This window comes from Saprospiraceae bacterium (assembly GCA_016716185.1).
In the GTDB taxonomy this organism is placed as follows: domain Bacteria; phylum Bacteroidota; class Bacteroidia; order Chitinophagales; family Saprospiraceae; genus Vicinibacter.
Map to the genome: position 1 here is coordinate 488,256 of JADJWV010000002.1, position 20,538 is coordinate 508,793.

Consider the following 20,538-nt stretch of genomic DNA (forward strand, 5'->3'; position numbering starts at 1 on the left):
AAATGTAACTTGCCCTACCATTGAATTAAGGTTTAATAAATTTTAAGACTGCAACTTCACCTAAAGCATTTTTATATCTTAAAAGATACAAGCCGGCAGGTATTGAACATTTTATGACATGTTCAGGACCTATGAAGTTTTCTGATAAAATGCGTTTTCCGGAAGCGTTGAAGATCTCGAATTCCGTTTTTTCCATAGAGGAACCAATGATCCATTCATCCGATGTGACGGGATTGGGATATACTTCTACTTCCTTTAAAAACTTAGACTGTGATTTCGAAGTGTTGCCTCCAAATTCTTCTCTTGTTAAGCAGTCTTCAGGTTTTCGAATTTTGAACACTTTGTAACAGCCTGTGTTTGGACATTCACAAGTATAAGGAATGACTTCACCACAGGAATATATCATGAAAATTCGCTCTGGTTCAAAAAAAGGACCCAAAGGATTACTAAATGGACCTTCTACGAGGTTCAAATTGCCAGGTAGAAAACTCTTATAACAAGGATAGGGGGCATCGCTTACATTAAATTCTACGGTATAAGAATAATTGCCATTGCCATTATCGATACAGTGAAGGCCATCAAAATATGCTTCAAGATCGCAATTTTTATAATTGCCGTTGTTGCAGGGCTTTGGAGGGCAAATATCAAATTGCCCACCACAAATGGGATTACCAGGACAATATGGCACATAGCCAATACTTAAGGATATGCAATCTTGATTACTTACTTGACCGCCTGAAATAGAATAAGTGTAGTTAAATTGGTATTCATCCTGCCCGATTAGCCAACAATCCCCAACAGGCGGAACAGGTCCCGGGACAAAGATATCATAAGACCAGGTTCCCGTAGCCGAATCACATTGAATATTGCTGATCTTGACTTTAGAAAGTGCCGAACAACCGGAGCAGTAATCAGGTGGTATGATCTGGAAAGTATCGGGGCAACCCCCATAAAATAAAGTCAACACCCAACTTCCTTCCTGAATTAAGAAAGGTCCAAGGTTGTAAGTTCCATTCCCATAACCATCGGTTTTTAAGAAATAACGTCCGGATTCATCCGGATAAGGATCATCCATAGCTCTTTCTAATCTCCAATGTCTGTTGTCTGCATTGGAAATGGTGAAGCTCACATAATAGTAATCATCAGAAAACACATTGTTGGTGGGATGATTTCGGTTACAATCGCCAATAATGATGTCCACTTCCGGAATGCCAAAATCATTCTCACAGATCTCCACTGCATTGGTAGGTACATCCGGAAGAAAGTTGCCGGAATTATTTTTAAATTTAAGATAGGCGATGACATCGCGACAAGTAGCGTTTGGACTTTGAAAATCAGATTTGACGATTCTAAAGGAAAATGTTTTGCTAATTGTGTCTATGTTCATCCCGTAAATATTAAATCCAGGAACCAAAATGGAATCCAATATGGTATACCCTTCTATCGTCGGTGTGGTATACCTTCCTTTAATGGTGATGGAATCGCCGTCACAGGACACAATAATATAAGGTTTTTTGTCGAGAGTACCGGAACCATAACTGCTGTTGTCGCATTCTTCGCAGATGCCGTCGATGTAGACGTAGCCAAAATGTTGGCCTGGGGCGCAATCAGCGGCAGTTATTTCTAATGTGGCTATTTCTCCCACCTTATCTTTTGGAATCAAAATTCTGTGGCATGCCCAATCTGTATATTTCAAAGTGTCTGATTCTCCATAACAAAGAGAATCAAAAGGATTACAACCTGAAATAAGGTCTCTTGGTTTTTCTTTAGCTTGGAAGCTAATTCCATCGAAGCACAAATCATCGCTCACTGCGAGATCGCATCGAATGCTAAAAAAAGGTTGTTGGTCGATATGTTCGTTGGGGTTTTCCAAAACCGCAGAATACCAAACGGTGAAATCTCGATTTTCCTCTGTCACCAGAAATCTTTTCTTAATTCTGTTTATTTCTCCAAAGTGGCTACAATCACCATTGTGGCTGCAGAAGCTGTTTAGCAATAGAGATTTGGAACCAAAAACTGTTCTACTAACATTTACAACCGGATCTACCCCTCCGTTTACTATCTCAAATCTATGTAAAGCCGGCATAGACCATATCGAAAAAGTTACCGGATTGCCATTTCTTAATGGTGTACAAGACGAACTACCAGTTCCATCATTATAAAAACTAGCCCGAAATCCAAAATAATATAAAAACCCATTCTCAAACCCACCATTATCACAGACCAAAGTGTCTTGACTTTTCGATATTCCAGGCAGGGCAATCATTAAAAGTAAAAGAAGTTGTTTAAGGTAAACTACGCATGATTTCGTAGATGGGGGGGGTAGAAGTAAACCTACCAAAGGACATAGTCTTTACCATGGTAGTGGTTTTAGTGGCTAAACAATATGCGAATATAATACATGCCAGGGAGCTTGTCAAGTTTTTTTAGTTAAATGTGTTGAAAATCAGGGTTTACCCTGAGGCTTATGGGGGGGTATTGCATTTTCTCAAAACGTATTTTACACTTCCGAGCTGCGCTGGTGAATATTGTCAATTCATTATTTATTATCTTATACCGGGATTCTAACTTTCCAATTTTTTTGTATTTTAGCATGGCCATAGCGGCATTTATGTACTAGGTATTTTTATTTATTTATAATACTGAGCTATGAAACACAACATTATTTTGTCTGCCCTTTTCATAAGCTTGTTATTCCAGTTTTCCTTTTCACAAACTCACTGGCAGCGTCTGGATAATGAATTAAGTTTTATTCCGGAGGAAATTCAAATCGCTGCAAATGGGGATAAATACATTTCTGTGCTTGGAAGGAAAACCATACTTCAAAAGAAGCAGGGACATGCCGATTGGGTGAATATAATGGGCAACAATCCTGAATTGAGTTATATGCCGATATACAATTTTAGGCAACTATACATTGATCATCAACAGTTGCCCTTGTTGTATTATTCCGGGAATCATTTTTCTGGAATTTTTCAATTTGCCGGAGGAAAGTTTGTACCGGATTCATTAAATCCAGGGAATGCACCATTAAATATTCGTGAAGAGTTGTTGTTTGATTCTCTTGGAAATTACTATTTTATCAACAATAAAAGGCTGGAAAAGTATAACACGCGATTTTACAGTTCCGCCATCGTTTTTAATAAGAACGAACACATCCTGAAAGCGGCGATGGTGGAACCAGAAATCAATTGGGTGCTTACCGCATATAAACCTGATTCTCTTCGATTTTATTTACTCAATACGCAGAATTTTATTGTTCAAAAGTTACTGCAAATAGAATTGGACAATCAGTATCATGATTTTACCATCGTCACTAAAAATGGAAATCTATTTGTAGTCGATGCTACCGGTTTGCATCGTTATTCGGATCAAGGAAGTGCATACCAAAAAATAATTATCGATCCAAAATTGTCATCATCGTTGAATATAGATGCTTTTTATTTGACTAAAAACGAACAACTAATCGTTGGAATGGATTCATTGTTTTATTATTCTGAAGATGAAGGCGAAAACTGGTTGCCGTTATTTGCTTTTGCAAATGGATTTCCTGATCAATCTACTATTAAAAACATTGAAATTGCAGACAGTGCATCAGCCCTGATGCATATAGATGATGGTTGTAATCATTATGTACTGGAGCTTGAACCAGGGAATTCTTACTGGCATAAGGTAGAAGCAAATTATTCGGCCATCCAAAAAGGCGGATTGCTTGCGCTTGCAACAGGGAAATTCTATGCCTCAAATCCGAGTTGTCCAACAGTAGAATCTGATGATTTTGCGAAGTCTTGGTCGGTTACAAAGATCCTGGACCTTTCTATACTTCAAGTTTTTGCGCATGACCGCAACACCCTTTTTGCTATTTCAAAGGATGGTAATAATTTAATGGAGAGCAAAGACGAGGGTAAGCAATGGATAATGAATTTGCAACTCCAGCAATTATTCCCTGGATTGAGTTTCATGTGGTTGAAATCAATAGCACCATCGGTTACATTATTGCAGGCAGCCATCATCGATAGCTCAACAGGTCAGGTTCAAAAGTATATCCCATTTTTGAATTTAAATGGAACAGAGTGGGTATCTCTCGATCAGGCGCAAACGGTATTTTTCAGATTTCAGGAAGTGAAATACGATAAGAAGAATCAAATCCTGTATGCAATTCGGTCTATGTTTGTTAATCCCGAACTTTATGTGAGTTATGATTTTGGAAAGACCTTCATTCTACATCCTAATTTCAATAATTTTTCCAGGATTTATTCCTTTTTGGTCAATGAGGATGGACATTTGCTTATAAATGGCATTGCAAATAATCAGTTGGATTTATACATCAGTAAGGACTTGCAGAATCTCGAAAGTGTGGAAAATGGGAAATTTAGAAATATGGGCATAAATGAATTATATGCTTTTGAGAACAACATTATTTTTGGGGTGTCTGTGGTGAGCAATGTTTTTAGTTCAACCGATGGAGGATTAACATGGAAGGATATAAGTGATGGGTTGGGACTGTTGGAATCAGATGTAAAAATAATTGGAAATGTATCTTATGATCACAACAAATATGTCTATGCTTCTATTACCTATGATGGCATTTATCAAACAACCCAGTCAGTGGTCATGACAAAGCAAGAATCTAAGATTGTAACTCCATATCAGATTATTCCCAATCCTGTCAAGCAGGATTTTACAATTAGAAACTCAGGTAAAAATGAAACAGAGATCTTAAAACTGGAAGGACTTACAAGTGACGGAAGGTCAATATTTCAACTCCATCCGAAATATGGCCAGACGCATTTTTCTGTTCCTGTTGATTTGAAACCTGGTCCTTACATACTGCAAATAACAGATAAAAATTCAGCAATGCACAAAATTCTACTTTTGAAACGATAAACGTTACCGATTAATTTGCGAAGACGTTTTATAAATAAGCAGGAGGTAAAACCATCCCCCTCACCTCCCCAAACCCAATGCGGTATTTTTCATTTTGCGCAAATGCTTTCATTACTATCGTGTCTCCATCCCTAACGAACGTTCGTTCGGAACCATCTTGCATCTTAAGAGCTTTAGTGCCTTTCCAGGCGAGTTCCAGCATAGAGCCGTATGAATCTGGTGCAGGACCGGAAATAGTACCCGATGCACAGACATCGCCCACTTCCATGTTGCAGCCATTGACAGTGTGGTGAGCCAATTGTTGAACCATGCTCCAATAAAGATATTTCATATTGGACGTGGAGATCAAATTTTCTCCTCCGTCGGGTGTGATCAACCACACTTCCAGTTGAATGTCGTAATTCTGTGGACCATCCTTTTGTAAATATTCCAACAGTGGTTTTTCCGGAGCAGGGCCGGCTACTTTGAACGTTTGCAATGCATCGAGATCTATAAGCCATGGAGATACACTCGATGCAAAATTTTTCCCCAGGAAGGGTCCCAGGGGCACGTATTCCCATTTTTGTAAGTCGCGCGCCGACCAGTCGTTGAAGATCACCAGACCATGAATATGCTCTTCGGCATCTTTTATAGGAATGGGATGACCCATTTCATTTCCTTTACCCACTACAAATCCCATTTCCAATTCAAAATCCAATTGGCGGCTCGGACCAAACACAGGCGCTTCTCCGTCTTTTAACACCATTTGTCCGCAGGGACGTACGATGGGAGTTCCGGAAACCACGATGGAGCTGGCTCTGCCGTGATACCCTATGGGCATGTGCAGCCAGTTGGGCAGTAATGCATTGGCTGGATCGCGAAACATCACCCCAACATTGTAGGCATGTTCGCGGCTGCTGTAAAAATCAGTATAGTTCCCGGCTTTAATCGGTAACAACATGAGCACCTGATCGGCAGGAAAGAAATGTTCACTTATTTTTTCTCTGAGATCCGGATGGATTGCCTCGTCGAGTAGTTGAGCCAAAGCCGATCTTAAATTTCGAAGAGACGCCTTTCCTTTTTCAAGTAAAGGGTTCAGATATTTTGACAAAAAACAATTCGGCTGGAATCCCTCCAGCTTCAACAATCCACTCGATGACAATCCGTACAGATCGACCACATAGTCTCCGATCCGGCTGCAAATTCTGGCGGTATGATCCTTGTAACGGAATACGCCCAATGGCAAATTCTGTATCGGAAATCCGGTTTCCGGAGCATATGAAACCCATGATTTTTTTTCTGCGGAAATGATCAATGCCTCGTTCATAGTTGTCTTTTGCAAAAACTAACAAATGTTAGTTCTGGTTTAAACTAATTTTTCAACAATTTTTCGCACAGTCTGGCTATCGCCCATGGTATAAAAGTGCAAACAGGGGACTCCAGATTTGATGAGCTCTTTACATTGAGCCACACACCATTCGATGCCGGCTTCTTTCGCAGCCTGATCGGTACTTGTTTTATTTACTGTTTTTACAAGTTCATCGGGAATATTGATATAAAAATGTCGGGGTACCGAATTTAATTGGTATTTTTTAGTCAAGGGTTTAATGCCCGGAATAATGGGTACCTGAATGCCTTCTGTCCTGCAGGTTTTGACGTAGTCAAAATATTTTTGATTGTCGAAAAACATTTGAGTGACAATATAAGAAGCTCCTGATTGGATCTTGTTTCGGGTGTGCTTGAGATCCGATTTCATATTGGGCGCTTCGAAATGTTTCTCCGGATATCCCGCGATGCCAATGCAAAAATCAGTTTTGGATCCGTTTTCAATACTGGGATCCAGGTAAATTCCCTGATTCATTTTTCCGATTTGTTGCACGAGATCCAAAGCAAATTCATTTCCACCGGGTTCCGGAATAAATTTTTCATCAAACTTTCTTGCATCTCCTCTCAATGCCAATACATTTTTAATATTGAGAAAATGCAACTCGATCAATGCATTTTCTGTATCCTCTCTGGTAAAACCCCCGCAGATCAGATGGGGTACGGCCTGAACGCCATAATGGTGCATGATCGCCGAGCAGATGCCAACAGTTCCTGGTCTTTTTCTTATGGCGATTTTTTGATAATAACCACTGGGCTGCACGTTGTAAATGAATTCCTCCCTGTGATAAGTCACATCTACAAAGGGAGGCTTAAACTCCATCAGCGGGTCCAAAGTCTGGAATATCGAATTGATGCTTCCGCCTTTCAAAGGTGGCAACACTTCAAAGGAGATCAGTGTGCGTCCGGTATTTTGTTTCAGGTATTCGGTGACTTTCATGTTCTAATATCTTTGCAAAAGTAATATCAAATGGGAATTACTGGGAGGACTATGAAAGTTGTGCACTAAAGGCTTAAGGCGAAAGGAATCTAAACCAGGTTCAGGCTAAATTTATATCCATACTTCAAAATATAATTACTAGCCTCTTTGTGTCATACTTAAAGTCCCCTTTCATTCAAGTTTCCCAACTTAAAGCTTAAGCCTCCCGCCTTAGGCCTTTTAAGCTTTAAACTTTTCACCTTCCATGCATCTACTTCGGAGGCTTTTTCTTCTTTTTGAATTCCCCTTTTTTCAAGGCATTGATAAAATCGATCCAGGCCAGGGGGTTGAAGATCTGTAAAGGCTGAAACTGACCGGCATATACCGCTTTATTAGCCTGCGTTCTGAAATAGGCACTTACACCTTCTCCCGGATCCGGGGCTACCCCGGGTTCAATCCAGGCCAATACATCTGAAGCCAGATTCTTTTGTGCTATTTCTTTCATTTCATCGCGAACATCCATCGCCAGGAATTCCTGTTTGAAATGCTCTTTGGAAGGGATCGGATAAACTGTAGCTTTAGATAATTGGAAGGTATCCCGTTCCAGGATAATTTCAGCATACAAGGAATTTCCCGGGAGTTCCAAAGGCAGGGTATACTTTTTATTCTTAAATCCTAAATATTGAAATAGCAGGGTATCACCTGCCTGAACGGCAATGGAATAGAAGCCGTATTCATTGGTATAAGTGGCCTGGCGGTTTCTGAGGATTCCAACATTGACATAGGGTAGAGGGGACAGAATATCCCGGTCTTTTTGATAGACTATCCCTGAAAACTGGACGATTGTAGCTTGCTGTGCGCTTAAACTGCCTTGCCAAAATTCAAGCAGAAACAGGAGGGGCAAACACCAGCGGAAATTATTCTTAAAAATCGGCATAACTACTCATTAACGCTGGGCGAAGGTAAACGAATACATCCATGAGAAAGATTTTATGAAATGTTAAAATGTGATTGTCCTGTGTCGCCGAGGAAAGGAGTTAACTTTGAGAAAAATTGCCAATGAAAACCAGACTTTTATTGATTTCTTTATATTGGGTTCTGAGCCTACCGCTGATTGCTCAATTAAAAAGCGGTCCGATGCTGGGTCAAATTGAATTGCGAACCGCAAATATTTGGTGTGAAGTCGAAAAAGATACTGATGTCGATCTGACTTACTGGAGAATGGATCAGCCGGCAATAAAGAAAAAATCAAAACCTGAAAAGATTAAGAGATTTGAATACCGGATTTATAAATTTTATCTAACCGGGTTGGATTTTGGAACCGTCTATGAATACGAACTTGAAATTGAAAACAATAAGCCGGTAACCGGAAAATTCACAACACAAGATCTCTGGCAATACAGAAAACCTGCCCCGGATTTTAGTTTTCTGGCAGGAAGTTGTGCCTATACAAATGAACCCGGATTTGACAGACCGGGAAGGCCATATGGAGGGGACTCCAGTATTTTTTCTACGATGGCCAAAGAACCTGCATCGTTCATGCTTTGGTTGGGCGATAATTGGTATTACCGCGAAGTGGATTATTTTAGTAATTGGGGCTTGTGGTATCGGGCTTCGCATGACCGGAGTCAAGCCGTATTGCAGGATTTTTTAAAATCAATGAGTCATTATGCTATTTGGGATGATCACGATTATGGCCCCAACAATTCGGGGACATCCTATGTATTTAAAGACGAAGCGCAATCGGTTTTCAATGCTTATTGGTGCAATCCTCCGAGTCCATCGCGCAAGGGAGGTATCTATACGAAATTTCATTACAATGATGTAGAATTTTTCCTCCTGGACGATCGCACATTCCGATGGTCTGATGATATACTCGATTCACTCAATGGTCAAATGCATCCGCATAAAAAAATGTGGGGAGATGACCAATTAAACTGGCTGAAAAACGAATTGGCCAACAGCAGGGCTTCGTTTAAAATAATTGCAAATGGTTCGAACATTCTGAATCTATTTAATAAATACGATTGTCTGGTTCATTTTTCGAAAGAATACATTGAATTGCTCAGTTTTTTAGAAACGGAGCGAATCAACGGGGTACTCTTTATGTCAGGTGACCGTCACCACAGTGATGTGGTCAGGCATCAGTTAAAAGGAGGATATACAATATACGACATTACAAATTCTGCATTAACATCTGGTGTCCATAAATTAAACGATTACGAAAAATCAAATCCGGACTTATTGCTGAGTATGCTGGTCGAGCAAAATAATTACACAAGAGCATCCATCACCGGTGAAGCCCATAATCGCAAACTTAAAATTGAATTTGTCGATCCAAAGGGAAAAACATTGGCTTCCATGGACATTCATCAAAAGGACCTTGTTTTTCCGAAGGAATGAAACTGGAATAAAAACTGAAGATTTAAAGGCTCAAGGAAAAACAACTCAGGTCGAAACGTCGAAATCCCTGGCTGGCGCAAGTCTTCAGACTTGTGACAACGAATATAATTTCAGAAAATGTTTGATTTGATAAAGATGATTCAAAGGCACAAGTCTGAAGACTTGCGCCAGCGAAGGAGGTTTTTAGAAGTCCCTTATACTAATAAACGTTTGTTAGTTTGCAACCAACAACCAACAACTATATTACAGCATTTCCGTTTTCGGCTTCCACTTCCACCAGCTGATCCAGATCTGTTCTCAGATTTTCGATGATAAAATCCTGTCGCTCGGAAGTATTTTTGCCCATGTAATATTCCAATACTTTTTCAATGTGGGAATCTTCGTTGAGAACGACAGGCTCCAGGCGGATATTTTCGCCTATGAATCCTGAAAATTCGTCGGGGCTGATCTCTCCCAGTCCTTTGAATCGGGTAATCTCGGGTTTGCCGCGGAGTTTTTGAATGGCTTCCCTTTTTTCTTTTTCTGAATAGCAGTAATATGTATGTTGTTTGTCGCGCACACGAAACAAGGGTGTTTCCAGAATGAACAAATGTCCGTTGCGAACCAGTTCGGGAAAGAATTGAAGAAAAAACGTCAGCAAGAGCAAGCGGATGTGCATTCCATCTACATCGGCATCTGTGGCAATAACCACTTTATTGAATCGTAAATTGGCAATATCTTCTTCGATATCGAGTGCATGTTGCAGAAGATTCAATTCCTCATTTTCATAAACAATCTTTTTAGTGAGCCCAAAACAATTCAGCGGTTTACCACGTAAACTGAAAACAGCCTGCAGCTCCGGATTTCTCGCTTTAGTTATGGAGCCACTCGCAGAATCCCCTTCGGTAATGAATAGAGTCGTTGCTTCAGAAATCTCGGGTTTAATTTTATTATCGGATAAATGATATCGGCAATCTCTTAATTTTTTATTGTGAAGGTTGGCTTTCTTGGCCCGCTGGTTGGCAAGTTTTTTGATTCCTGCAATTTCTTTGCGTTCCCGTTCGGATTGCAGGATACGGCTTTGCAGTTCTTTGGCGGTCTCCTGGTTTTGATGAAGAAAAAGATCCAATTCTTTGGAAACAAAATCAACGATGAAGGACCGAAGTGAAGATCCTTCCGGACTGATCGTGGTGGATCCCAATTTGGTTTTGGTTTGCGATTCAAAGACCGGTTCCTCAATTCTTACCGAAATGGCTCCGATCGCACCTGTGTGTATATCCCGCGAATCAAAATCTTTTTTATAAAAATCGCGAAGCGTTTTCACAACGGCTTCTCTGAAAAAATTCAAATGGGTTCCTCCTTGTGAAGTGTATTGGCCATTGACAAAACTGTAGTATTGTTCTCCATACTGACTACCATGTGTGAGTACGCACTCGATGTCTTCTCCTTTCAAGTGAATGATGGGATAATTCAGATGCTCGCCATCGGTTCGGCGCTCGAGCATATCCTTAAGCCCGTTTTTTGAAACGTATGTTCTTCCATTGTAATTGATCCGTAATCCGGCATTCAAATACGCATAATGCCATATCCGGCTTTCAATAAATTCCTGAACATACCTGAATTTCGGAAAAATCTTGTCGTCGGCACGGAATTCAATTTCAGTTCCATTGACCTCTTCGGTATTTTTTAAGTTGTATTCTTTGAGCAATTTTCCTCTTTCGAATTCTGCGGTCTTGCATTTTCCATCCCTGATGGATGTCACTTTAAAGTAATTCGACAAGGCATTCACGGCTTTGGTACCTACGCCGTTCAGACCAACCGATTTTTTAAATGCCTTGCTGTCGTATTTACCCCCCGTATTGATTTGCGACACGCATTCAATCACTTTACCGAGTGGAATTCCTCTGCCGTAATCGCGCACTTTGGCTATCCCGTCCTGAATTTCAATATCGATTTCGCGCCCATAGCCCATAACATATTCATCAATACAGTTGTCAATTACCTCTTTGAGCAATATGTAAATACCATCGTCTATATGGCTTCCATCTCCCAATTTGCCAATGTACATCCCCGGACGAAGGCGGATGTGCTCCTTCCAATCCAGCGACTTGATGTTTTCTTCCGTATAACTGTGAGCCTGAGCCATAATGCAATCTGAATTAGTGAGCCAAAGGTACTAACATATTAAATAAAATAATAATTTGATTGTCTTGGAAAGCTTTGGGACTTTAATCTGTGAACTCCGGAATTTTAAAAATGAAGATGTAAGCGAAATGCAGAATAGGTCTGTAATGCCCTTATTTCTTTGCAGTCTCAGCTTTCATATAATCCAATTCCGCTTTCATGTGGGTTTTAAACTGGTTAAGGTCCTCTGAAATAGCCATATAGACCGTAGACTTAGTATCGGGTCCAAAGGGCTCCACATTTTTAAATTTCATCAGAAGATTGGATTCTGCTTTCACCAGGGTAATGTACAGACTGAGGTAATCAGACTCCGCTTTCTGTTTCATTATTTGATCTTTGCTTAGCCTTTCAGGCTGGTCTTTGAGCTCCGGATTATATACTTTTGGCTTTTCTGAATCCCTGAGACTGTCTTTACCATGATGCCTTTGGCCGGGATGCATTTTTTTACTTCTTCCTGATATCCTGGTACTCAATTCGTTATGTTCTTTATACAAGCTTGTCATGAGCCGGCTGTACAATGTATTCAGATAATCGGGATTCGGTTTTTTTACGGCTTTTTTCCATTCCTTGATCTGCTTATCGAAAGATTTTAAGTCATTGGATTCCTTCTGCCATTCCTTTTTACTGTATTTGATGGAAGGTTTGTCCAAGCTATCCTTGTTGGCGACCATTCCGGCACAAACTGTACTCAGAAGCAGACTGATAAAAATTGAGATGATCTGACTTTTCATGCGTTGACGGTACAATAATTTGCAAAGGCTGCGGCAAGGTTTTCGGCTATCATTTGAGCCGAACGTCCTTCAATATGATGTCTTTCCAGCATATGGACCAATTGACCTTCTTTAAACAATGCAATTGCAGGAGAGGAGGGTGGATAAGGCAATAAATACTCCCTGGCTATTTGAACAGCTTCCCTGTCGACACCCGCAAAAACTGTAATCAGTTGATCCGGTTTCGGCCCCATTTGAAGAGCCACCCGGACTCCGGGTCTTGCATTTGCTGCCGCACAGCCACAAACGGAATTAATGACCAGCAGCGTTGTTCCGGAATTTTGGTCCAGTGCCTTTTTTACTTCGTCGGCATTCACCAGAGATTGGAATCCAAGCTGGGTAAGCTCTCGGGTCATTGGCAAAACGAGTTCCTGTGGATACATTTTATCTGATTTAGACCTACAAAACGCAAAAACTCCGGTTTTGTTGAATTTAAGCTTGAATTTTCAGGCTTTATGCCCGGATTTAGCCAGACGCTAAAGATGATAGATTGTAAAATCCGGTAGATTTACATGAATTCAATTCCAATAATCTTTGAGTGTTGCAGATAAGATGATTTTATAAAATTTTTAATCTGGAATTGCGTTGTTTGTGTTCATGCTTTGTTCTTCAAATTGGAAGCTGGTGATGGTTGTTCTGTTTGGTCTTATTGTAAGGCCGACATCCTCGTATGCGCAAATGGAATCATTTGATTTACCAGCCAGCGATACTGTTTACGACGATCGGATCAAAAGTATATTTTTTTTCAAGTCTTATCCAGAGAAGGAAAGCATTGCCTTTATGAATTTGAATAAAGCGGAAGCCTTGCAATTGAAGTTTGATTTTTTAATTCCTTCTGCTGAAGATTTATACTATAGTTTTTTTCATTTTGGTAAAAACTGGCAACAGGAAGATCTCCGACCTGAAGAATACCTGAAAGGATTTCAGGAAGAGCAAATATTCCGTTACGAAACATCCAGGAATACAAAAGTGCCTTTTGTCCATTACCAGATCCAGGTAGCAAGCCAGAATTTCTTATTAAGCGGAAACTATTTAATTTGTATTTACAACCGTCAAAAGCAAGTGTTGTTCACCCGAAGGTTTTACCTTACAGAACAGGTTTTCAATGCCACTGTTGAATTTATCAATCCCTTGCAAATAGAAAACCGCAGAAGCCATCATTCAATGGAATTGGAAATTCAAACTGGTGAAACTCCAGTGGCCAATAACGGTTTGGAAATGTTTGTTCAGGTTATGCAAAATGGGGACTACAACACCCTGATCGAAAGAAAAGATGCAAATTTTTATACCGGTAATGCTTTTCGATTCACCCGACCTGATGATTTTATATTTCCGGCAAAAAAAGAGTTCAGATTTAAGGACATTCGCACCTTGATATCCCGGACTCCCGATATCCAGTATTGGGATGAAAAAGAAGATGGATATCACGCCTGGCTCATTCCCGATGGGATCAGAGAAGGAAAATCTTATTACACGGAAACAGATATCAACGGAAAATTTCTGATCCTGAACAGAGATGTATTGAGACCCGATACGGAATCCGATTATGCCTGGATGCATTTTATTCTTAAAACCGGATACGAGTTTGATGAAGCTGTTTACCTCTATGGAGCAGTAAGCGATTGGCAGCTTCGGGAAGATTTCAGAATGGAATACGACGAAAGCCGGAAAGCATATATGGGACAGTTTTTGCTGAAACTGGGGTATTACAATTATGTATATGCTTTAAAAAATGATGAAGGACAGGCTGAAACTCAGGCTCTTGAAGGGGATTGGTACGAAACGGAAAACAATTATGTTGTACTCGTTTATTACAGGCCCTTTGGAAGCAGGTCTGATCGGCTGATGTTTGCAGGATTTTACAATTCAAATTACTGAGGACTGTTCTCATCCGTCCTGATATACGGGCTTTTTGTCTGAAATTTTAGTTAATAGCTCGAAAGCTCTGGAACCCATTTTAAACAATCTTTAATATTGTACTATGAACTACAAAATATTAAGCTGCATAGGTCTGCTTATCCTGGTGCAGATCGCACAGGCACAACCTAATTGGAATCTCGTGCAATGCATCGAGCATGCCATGAAAAACAACATTGGGCTGCAGCAAAGCCAGATCGCAGTTCAAATGGCCGAATTGGATTTTAAAACCAGTAAACACCAACAGTTTCCCGACCTTTCAGCCGGACTTAACGGAGGGATCAGTTTTGGGAGAAACGTCGATCCTACAACAAATTCATTTACTACGGAAGACATCTTGTATTCCAATTATAATTTGTCGAGTTCAGTGGTGTTATTTCAAAGTGGGCTGATCAGAAATTCAATTAAACAAAGTAAACTCAATCTGAACGCTTCAAAAGAAGATTACAATCAGGTGCTTAACGATCTCAGCCTAAGTATAGCCAGTTTTTACCTCAATGTATTGCTTGCAGATGAAAGACTCGAAGTCGCTGGCAGATCAGTGGAAGTTCAGCAACTACAACTGGATCAAATTGAAAAACTCATTAAAGCAGGTGTGAAACCAGAAGCTGATGCGCTTGAAATTAAAAGTCAGGTTGCGCGTGCAGAACAAACTGTAGTTCTCGCACAAAATGCTTTGGAGTTGGCCTGGTTACAGTTGAAGCAGGCCATGCGCATAGATCCGGAAACAAAGATGCAGTTGGCCAAATTATCGGATGAACAGTTGGATAAAATCCAATTGGAAATTTACAGTTTCAAAGAGATCATACCCAAAGCCGAAGAGCAGCAAGCTTCATTAAGAGCCGCTAAAAACAGACTGGAAGCTGCAAGGCTGGGTGAGAAAATGGCGAGGGCTTTGTTGTACCCTTCTGTTTATGCGAGTGCAAGTATTGGTTCGAGGTTTTCAGATGCTGCAATCCGACCGACCTCATATACAACTGAGAGATTGTTGATACCCGGAGTGCGCATCGATGATCAGTCAGTAAAATTTGAGCAGGATTATCCGGTAATTTCTGGAACCGAAGTGATTCCTTTTCAAACCCAGTTCGATCAGTTTTTAGGATATGGTGTTGGCGTTTCCGTTTCTATTCCGATTTATAAAAACTACAACAATCAATCCGGGTTAAAAAAAGCTAAGCTAACGACGAAGCTTACAGAATTGGATGTGCAGCAGAAAAGAATAAATCTCGATCAAAATTTAATTACGGCGATCGCAAACGTCAAAGCAGCTATTAAAGAACGCGAAGCCGCCATGAAATCATTTGAAGCAGGCAAATCAGCATTCGATAAAACCAGTAAAAAATTTCAGATTGGCGCAGCCAGTGCATTTGAACTCAATGTTTCACAGGCCAATCTTCAAACATCGGAAATTAATTTGTTGATCGCAAAATACGATCTCGTATTCAAACAGAAATTACTCGATTATTACGCAGGAAAAAGAATAGAACTCTAACAATATAAATCGAAAAAAATGTTCAACTTTAAAAATATGAAATGGTATACCTGGGTCATCCTGGTATTAATTCCGGTGTTGATTCTGGCTGCTTATTTCAAAGCCAAAAATAAACCGAAGGGAGAAGAAGTCACTTTTGAAAAAGTGGAAAAAAGGACGATAGTGGAAACCGTTTCTGCGAGCGGCAAAATATTTCCGGAAACGGAGATTAAAATTTCTTCCGATGTTTCTGGGGAAGTGATTGAACTTTATGTAAAGGAGGGCGACAGCGTGAAAGCAGGACAGATCCTTGCTCGTGTGAATGCTGACGCATACCAATCAGCAGTGGAGAGAAGTACCGCCGGCGTAAATGTTGCAAGGACACAAGCCGGAGCAAGCAGTATCAGTATCGAAAGTGCGCGCCAATTGTTGAATCAGGCCAAATTGCAAGTGGATAATGCCCGGAAAGTTCACGATCGCAACAAAGATCTTTACAAGGAAGGCATCATTTCGCAGGCAGATTTTGAATTATCGGAAACGAATTTGAAAAACCTCGAAATCGGATTTAAAAACGCGGAGACCGCATTAAAAAATGCTACGAAAACTTCTGAAGCTGCAGGTTTCCAGGTAAAAGATGCAGAAGCGGTTTTAAAGGAGCAACGTACCAATCTGGGAAGAACCATCATCAAAGCTCCTGCCGGCGGGATTATTTCGAAGTTGAATGTCGAAAAAGGCGAACGTGTAGTAGGGACTATGCAAATGAGCGGAACCGAATTGATGCGCATTGCCGATTTACATGCCATGGAAGTTCAGGTAGAAGTCAGCGAAAACGATATCGTCAGAGTAAAAACAGGTGACGATGCCGATATTGAGGTAGATGCGTACTCCAACCGGAAATTCAAAGGCAAGGTGACAGAAGTGTCCAACTCTGCTTCCAACATCACATCAATTGGCGGAAACAATTTATCAACCGATCAGGTGTCCAAATACATTGTCAAAGTGCGCATCGATAAATCGGGATATCAGGACCTCAGCGAAGGCGGAAGAACGCCATTTCGACCCGGAATGTCTGCAACTGTAGAAATTAAAACGGCCATAGTGGAACAGGTCATCAGCATTCCTATTCAATGTGTCGTTGCCTATGATCCTGATGAACAAAAAAACAAGGAAAAAGCCAAACGTGCTCAGGAAAAGTACGATCCCAAATTAAATCAGGAAGAAGAACAAAAATCCAGGCAGTTTCGCGAAGCTGTATTTGTCGTCAAAAACGATACAGTTGCCCGTGTGGATGTCACCACCGGCATTCAGGATGTTGAATACATCGAGATCAAAAGTGGATTGGAAGAATCAGATCTGGTTGTGACCGGACCCTATGTTGCCCTCTCCAAGAAATTAAAGAGCGGAAAAAAAGTACATCAGAAAAAGGAAGAGAAAAAGAAAAAAGAAGAAGAATAGGAAAATGGATAATGAATAATCCCAATTCATGCAATGTAATCCAGTTTTTTAGCTTAAAGCAATAAGCGAAAAGCTTTGTTTAGGGTTTTTGTAAATCACCTTTCTATTGCAATAGATTGGAAATTATATATTGATAATCAACAATATATAGTATATTTTCAATTCTAATGCAGAGATTGGGATAATGGTTAATGGACAATGAGAAGCTAACGTTCGTTAGTAAATATGAATCATTACCTTGTTATGAACTTTTAACTTAAAATTCCAATTGATTTGCAAACAATCGGTTTAGATCTGTTGTTCATTTCTAAAAGCCTAAAAGCCTAAAAGCCTAAAAGCCTAAAAGCCTAAAAGCCTAAAAGCCTAAAAGCCTAAAAGCCTAAAAGCCTAAAAGCCTAAAAGCCTAAAAGCCTAAAAGTCGAAAAGTCGAAAAGTCGAAAAGTCTAAACGTCGAAAAAACCTTCCCCCATCAACTTCCGGTTCTCATCATATCCAGCAACTCCTCCAGGAATGTGCGTTGATTGGAAAGCCGGGGAACTTTTTGTTGAGCGCCAATTTTATTTTTCTTTTTCATCCACTGAAAAAAAGTGCCCGGTGGTGCTGTATTTAATTTCAAAGATTCAAGAGCCAGGTCGTGAAATCTTTTAGCTTCGTAATCCGAGTTTACTTTTTTTAATTCCTGATCGAGCGTTTCAGCAAACAGGGGAATGTCTTTAGGGGCTGTTTCAAATTCGATGAGCCACTCGTGGCCTCCTTTTCCGGAGGCACTCAGAAAAACAGGTGCTACAGTATATTCTGCAACTTGAGCACCGTGAATTTTGCATGTAGCGGAGAGCGCTGCATCTGTATTGGAAACCATGACTTCTTCCCCAAAAACATTGATGAATTGTTTGGTGCGGCCGGTGATCTTGATCTTAAATGGAAATATGGAAGTAAATTTTACCGTATCTCCAATTTTGTATCTGAACAATCCTGAATTGGTTGTGATGACCATCGCGTAATTTTTTTCCAATTCAACTTCTTCGAGTAATAAAGTTTTGGGATTTTCATTTTCCCATTCATCCATGGGAATGAATTCATAAAATATACCGTTGTCGAGTAACAAAAGCATATCATCGCTGGATGTATCGGATTGTACCGCAAAATAACCTTCCGAGGCGTTGTATGTTTCGATGTAGGTGAATTCAGAAGAAGGAAAAAAATCTTTAAAGGGTTCGCGGTAGGGTACAAAACTCACAGCTCCATGCACAAACGCCTGCATGTGGGGCCAGATTTCCAGAATGTTGTTTTTTCCGGTGTAATCCAATAGTTTTTTAAACAAAACGATAGCCCAGGTAGGTGTTCCTGCAATGAGTCTGACATCTGTTGAATGACTGCTTTTAGCAATAATATCCAGTTTTTTTTCAAAATCCTCAAGCAAAGCAATTTCACTTGAAGGATACAGCCGGTTGAGCACAATAGGATGTAAGCGCTGATAAATAATGGCTGAAACATCGCCAACGACACTTCCTGGAAACTCGGGCAACCGGTTACTCGAACTGCCTGCCAACAAGATACTTTTTCCTTCGAAAATTCTGGGATCTTTAATGTTGTCGAACATACTCACCACCAGGCGCCATCCTCCTTTTGAATGGCAATTCCGGTGATTGACATCCGTCACTGGAATGTATTTGCTTTTATCGCTGGTTGTGCCGGATGATTTGGCATAATATTTTACGCGTCCGGGCCACAATACATTTTTTTCGCCCCGCATCATCCGGTGGATGTCATCCTTTACCGTGTCGTAATCCTGAACCGGGAGGATTGTCTTCCAGTCGGAAGGTTTTTTAAAGCGGTCAAATCCATATTTATTTCCCCATTCGGTTTTCGCGCTGGCTTTGATGATTTTTCTTAGTTCTTTCTGTTGCGCTTCGACAGGGCGCTCCATGAATGATTTCATTTGCGCTCGATGGAGTTTTAAATACTGACTCCACAACACATTAAAGAGTTTGCTCATTTGTCGTCAGCCCGATTTTCAGCAAAAGTAAGCAATCAACGCGTCTTTTAAGCCACTCCATCAGCCAGGAAACTAAAGGCCACTTGGCTTAGCATTACCCGGGTTTGTTTTAATTCAAGCCTAAACTCTGGATTGCAGTGCATACAAGCAATTATGGACCAATAAACCTGCTTATTTGGGAATTTTAAGCTGGTATTCTTTTTTGGTTGGATTCGGAAGTTCGGCTTTCATCAACCAGGGATTGTATAATTTAAGTTGACGGTAGGTAATGTTGTGTTCGTGCGCGAAATCTGCAAGACTGGGCAAACCTTCGCTGACACTGACAAGCTGGAAAGCATTTAAAGGAGGATACATTTCATTTTTATGGAGAAAAAATCCAAATTTTTCGGGATTCTTCATGATCTCCTTAATGGCGATGATGCGGAAAACATAGCGATTCGTTTCCTCACTTAAATTCAGATCGAAGTAGTTGCTTTCTTTTTGTTCGTCCATGGCCCGTTGCAAAGCGGTTGGACCCATATTGTATGCTGCGGTGGCAAGGATCCAGGAGCCAAACCGTTCTTTAAGCTTTTTGAGATACTGGCAAGCCGCCCTTGTGGCTTTTTCGGGATCGTTGCGTTCATCGACGTAGGCTGTTACTTCCAGATTGAGTTCTTTTGCGGCTTCTTCACGGAATTGCCAGATCCCTTTGGCTCCGGCAGAGGAGACTGCATTTCGCAGGGAGCTTTCTGCCACGGCCAAATATTTTAAATCCTGGGGAATTCCTTCTTCCTTCATAATTCTTTCAAACAGAGGAAAAAATCGCAGGGCCAATTTTATATGAAGCAATGTGGAACTGTGGTAATAGGTGTTGATCAACATTTCTCTTTCCAGCCTTTCTGTCACATCAAAATAATCCATAGGCAATGCTTCTCCGGCTAATTCATAACTGGAAGCCAGTTTAACAGCATGTATGGTTTGAGGAAGAGGGTCATACCGGTTATTGAAGGGGGTATCATGGGAGGATGCCAAAATCCAAACCATAAATCCTCCTGCCAAAAGCCCGAATGTAAAGAAGATTAATTTAGGTTTTAGAATTCTATGCATAGTAATGAAACGGATTACTAATTTATTCAAATATATTCAATTTGTAAAAATAATCAACACACCGTTGGATACGGGTTATTTTAATTATAAAAGCCCCAATGTCAGACAT

Annotated in this window: 14 protein-coding genes; 5 read left to right on the forward strand and 9 right to left on the reverse strand. The window is 40.4% G+C overall.

The features are described from left to right. Positions 1–25: 25 nt before the first annotated feature. Positions 26–2,266 carry a T9SS type A sorting domain-containing protein gene (locus tag IPM34_03800; GenBank protein MBK8954664.1) on the reverse strand — a complete coding sequence of 747 codons (2,241 nt, stop codon included), beginning with the start codon at positions 2,264–2,266 and terminating at the stop codon, positions 26–28. Between the two features lie 383 nt (positions 2,267–2,649). Between IPM34_03800 and IPM34_03805 the strand changes: the two genes are divergently transcribed. After that, complete coding sequence (locus IPM34_03805; protein ID MBK8954665.1) at positions 2,650–4,887, forward strand: hypothetical protein; 2,238 nt, start codon at positions 2,650–2,652, stop codon at positions 4,885–4,887. A 28-nt stretch (positions 4,888–4,915) separates the two neighbouring features. On the opposite strand, the gene fahA is transcribed toward IPM34_03805, so the two are convergent. From fahA to IPM34_03820, 3 genes are all read right to left on the reverse strand, one after another. After that, positions 4,916–6,193 (reverse strand): fumarylacetoacetase, encoded by a 1,278-nt coding sequence (gene fahA / locus IPM34_03810; GenBank protein MBK8954666.1) that lies wholly within the window; start codon positions 6,191–6,193, stop codon positions 4,916–4,918. Between the two features lie 39 nt (positions 6,194–6,232). Beyond that, positions 6,233–7,189 (reverse strand): methylenetetrahydrofolate reductase [NAD(P)H], encoded by a 957-nt coding sequence (metF, locus tag IPM34_03815; GenBank protein MBK8954667.1) that lies wholly within the window; start codon positions 7,187–7,189, stop codon positions 6,233–6,235. 250 nt (positions 7,190–7,439) lie between these two features. Then, on the reverse strand, positions 7,440–8,105 hold the full coding sequence (locus IPM34_03820) for a carboxypeptidase-like regulatory domain-containing protein (GenBank protein MBK8954668.1): 666 nt from the start codon (positions 8,103–8,105) through the stop codon (positions 7,440–7,442). A 122-nt stretch (positions 8,106–8,227) separates the two neighbouring features. Here IPM34_03820 and IPM34_03825 point away from each other — a divergent pair, with 122 nt between their 5' ends. Continuing rightward, the gene (locus IPM34_03825) at positions 8,228–9,571 is read left to right on the forward strand and encodes an alkaline phosphatase family protein (protein MBK8954669.1); all 1,344 of its coding nucleotides are present in this window, start codon (positions 8,228–8,230) and stop codon (positions 9,569–9,571) included. Between the two features lie 238 nt (positions 9,572–9,809). Here IPM34_03825 and IPM34_03830 read toward each other — a convergent pair whose 3' ends face one another. The 3 genes from IPM34_03830 to IPM34_03840 form a co-directional block, all read right to left on the reverse strand. Continuing rightward, positions 9,810–11,696, reverse strand: a complete 1,887-nt coding sequence (locus tag IPM34_03830) for a type IIA DNA topoisomerase subunit B (protein ID MBK8954670.1) — start codon at positions 11,694–11,696, stop codon at positions 9,810–9,812. Between the two features lie 151 nt (positions 11,697–11,847). Next, positions 11,848–12,465: a hypothetical protein gene (locus IPM34_03835; GenBank protein MBK8954671.1), complete on the reverse strand. Its 618-nt coding sequence runs from the start codon at positions 12,463–12,465 to the stop codon at positions 11,848–11,850. After that, positions 12,462–12,887, reverse strand: a complete 426-nt coding sequence (locus IPM34_03840; protein MBK8954672.1) for a BrxA/BrxB family bacilliredoxin — start codon at positions 12,885–12,887, stop codon at positions 12,462–12,464. The genes IPM34_03835 and IPM34_03840 overlap by 4 nt, the downstream gene beginning before the upstream one ends. A gap of 241 nt (positions 12,888–13,128) precedes the next feature. Between IPM34_03840 and IPM34_03845 the strand changes: the two genes are divergently transcribed. The 3 genes from IPM34_03845 (at position 13,129) to IPM34_03855 (ending at position 17,347) form a co-directional block, all read left to right on the forward strand. Further along, positions 13,129–14,382 carry a DUF5103 domain-containing protein gene (locus tag IPM34_03845; GenBank protein MBK8954673.1) on the forward strand — a complete coding sequence of 418 codons (1,254 nt, stop codon included), beginning with the start codon at positions 13,129–13,131 and terminating at the stop codon, positions 14,380–14,382. A 103-nt stretch (positions 14,383–14,485) separates the two neighbouring features. Further along, positions 14,486–15,913: a TolC family protein gene (locus tag IPM34_03850; protein MBK8954674.1), complete on the forward strand. Its 1,428-nt coding sequence runs from the start codon at positions 14,486–14,488 to the stop codon at positions 15,911–15,913. Between the two features lie 36 nt (positions 15,914–15,949). Further along, a complete protein-coding gene (locus IPM34_03855) occupies positions 15,950–17,347 on the forward strand; it encodes an efflux RND transporter periplasmic adaptor subunit (protein ID MBK8954675.1) in 1,398 nt (465 codons plus the stop codon). 469 nt (positions 17,348–17,816) lie between these two features. On the opposite strand, the gene IPM34_03860 is transcribed toward IPM34_03855, so the two are convergent. Further along, positions 17,817–19,343, reverse strand: coding sequence for a GH3 auxin-responsive promoter family protein (locus tag IPM34_03860; GenBank protein ID MBK8954676.1), 1,527 nt, complete (start codon positions 19,341–19,343; stop codon positions 17,817–17,819). Between the two features lie 171 nt (positions 19,344–19,514). Further along, the gene (locus IPM34_03865; GenBank protein MBK8954677.1) at positions 19,515–20,459 is read right to left on the reverse strand and encodes a lytic transglycosylase domain-containing protein; all 945 of its coding nucleotides are present in this window, start codon (positions 20,457–20,459) and stop codon (positions 19,515–19,517) included. Positions 20,460–20,538 lie beyond the last annotated feature (79 nt).

Coding starts and splice junctions, on each gene's coding strand:
- IPM34_03800 (MBK8954664.1), bottom strand. CDS start 2,266: ATGATTGCCCTGCCTGGAATATCGAAAAGTCAAGACACTTTGGTCTGT.
- IPM34_03805 (MBK8954665.1), top strand. CDS start 2,650: ATGAAACACAACATTATTTTGTCTGCCCTTTTCATAAGCTTGTTATTC.
- fahA (MBK8954666.1), bottom strand. CDS start 6,193: ATGAACGAGGCATTGATCATTTCCGCAGAAAAAAAATCATGGGTTTCA.
- metF (MBK8954667.1), bottom strand. CDS start 7,189: ATGAAAGTCACCGAATACCTGAAACAAAATACCGGACGCACACTGATC.
- IPM34_03820 (MBK8954668.1), bottom strand. CDS start 8,105: ATGCCGATTTTTAAGAATAATTTCCGCTGGTGTTTGCCCCTCCTGTTT.
- IPM34_03825 (MBK8954669.1), top strand. CDS start 8,228: ATGAAAACCAGACTTTTATTGATTTCTTTATATTGGGTTCTGAGCCTA.
- IPM34_03830 (MBK8954670.1), bottom strand. CDS start 11,696: ATGGCTCAGGCTCACAGTTATACGGAAGAAAACATCAAGTCGCTGGAT.
- IPM34_03835 (MBK8954671.1), bottom strand. CDS start 12,465: ATGAAAAGTCAGATCATCTCAATTTTTATCAGTCTGCTTCTGAGTACA.
- IPM34_03840 (MBK8954672.1), bottom strand. CDS start 12,887: ATGTATCCACAGGAACTCGTTTTGCCAATGACCCGAGAGCTTACCCAG.
- IPM34_03850 (MBK8954674.1), top strand. CDS start 14,486: ATGAACTACAAAATATTAAGCTGCATAGGTCTGCTTATCCTGGTGCAG.
- IPM34_03855 (MBK8954675.1), top strand. CDS start 15,950: ATGAAATGGTATACCTGGGTCATCCTGGTATTAATTCCGGTGTTGATT.
- IPM34_03860 (MBK8954676.1), bottom strand. CDS start 19,343: ATGAGCAAACTCTTTAATGTGTTGTGGAGTCAGTATTTAAAACTCCAT.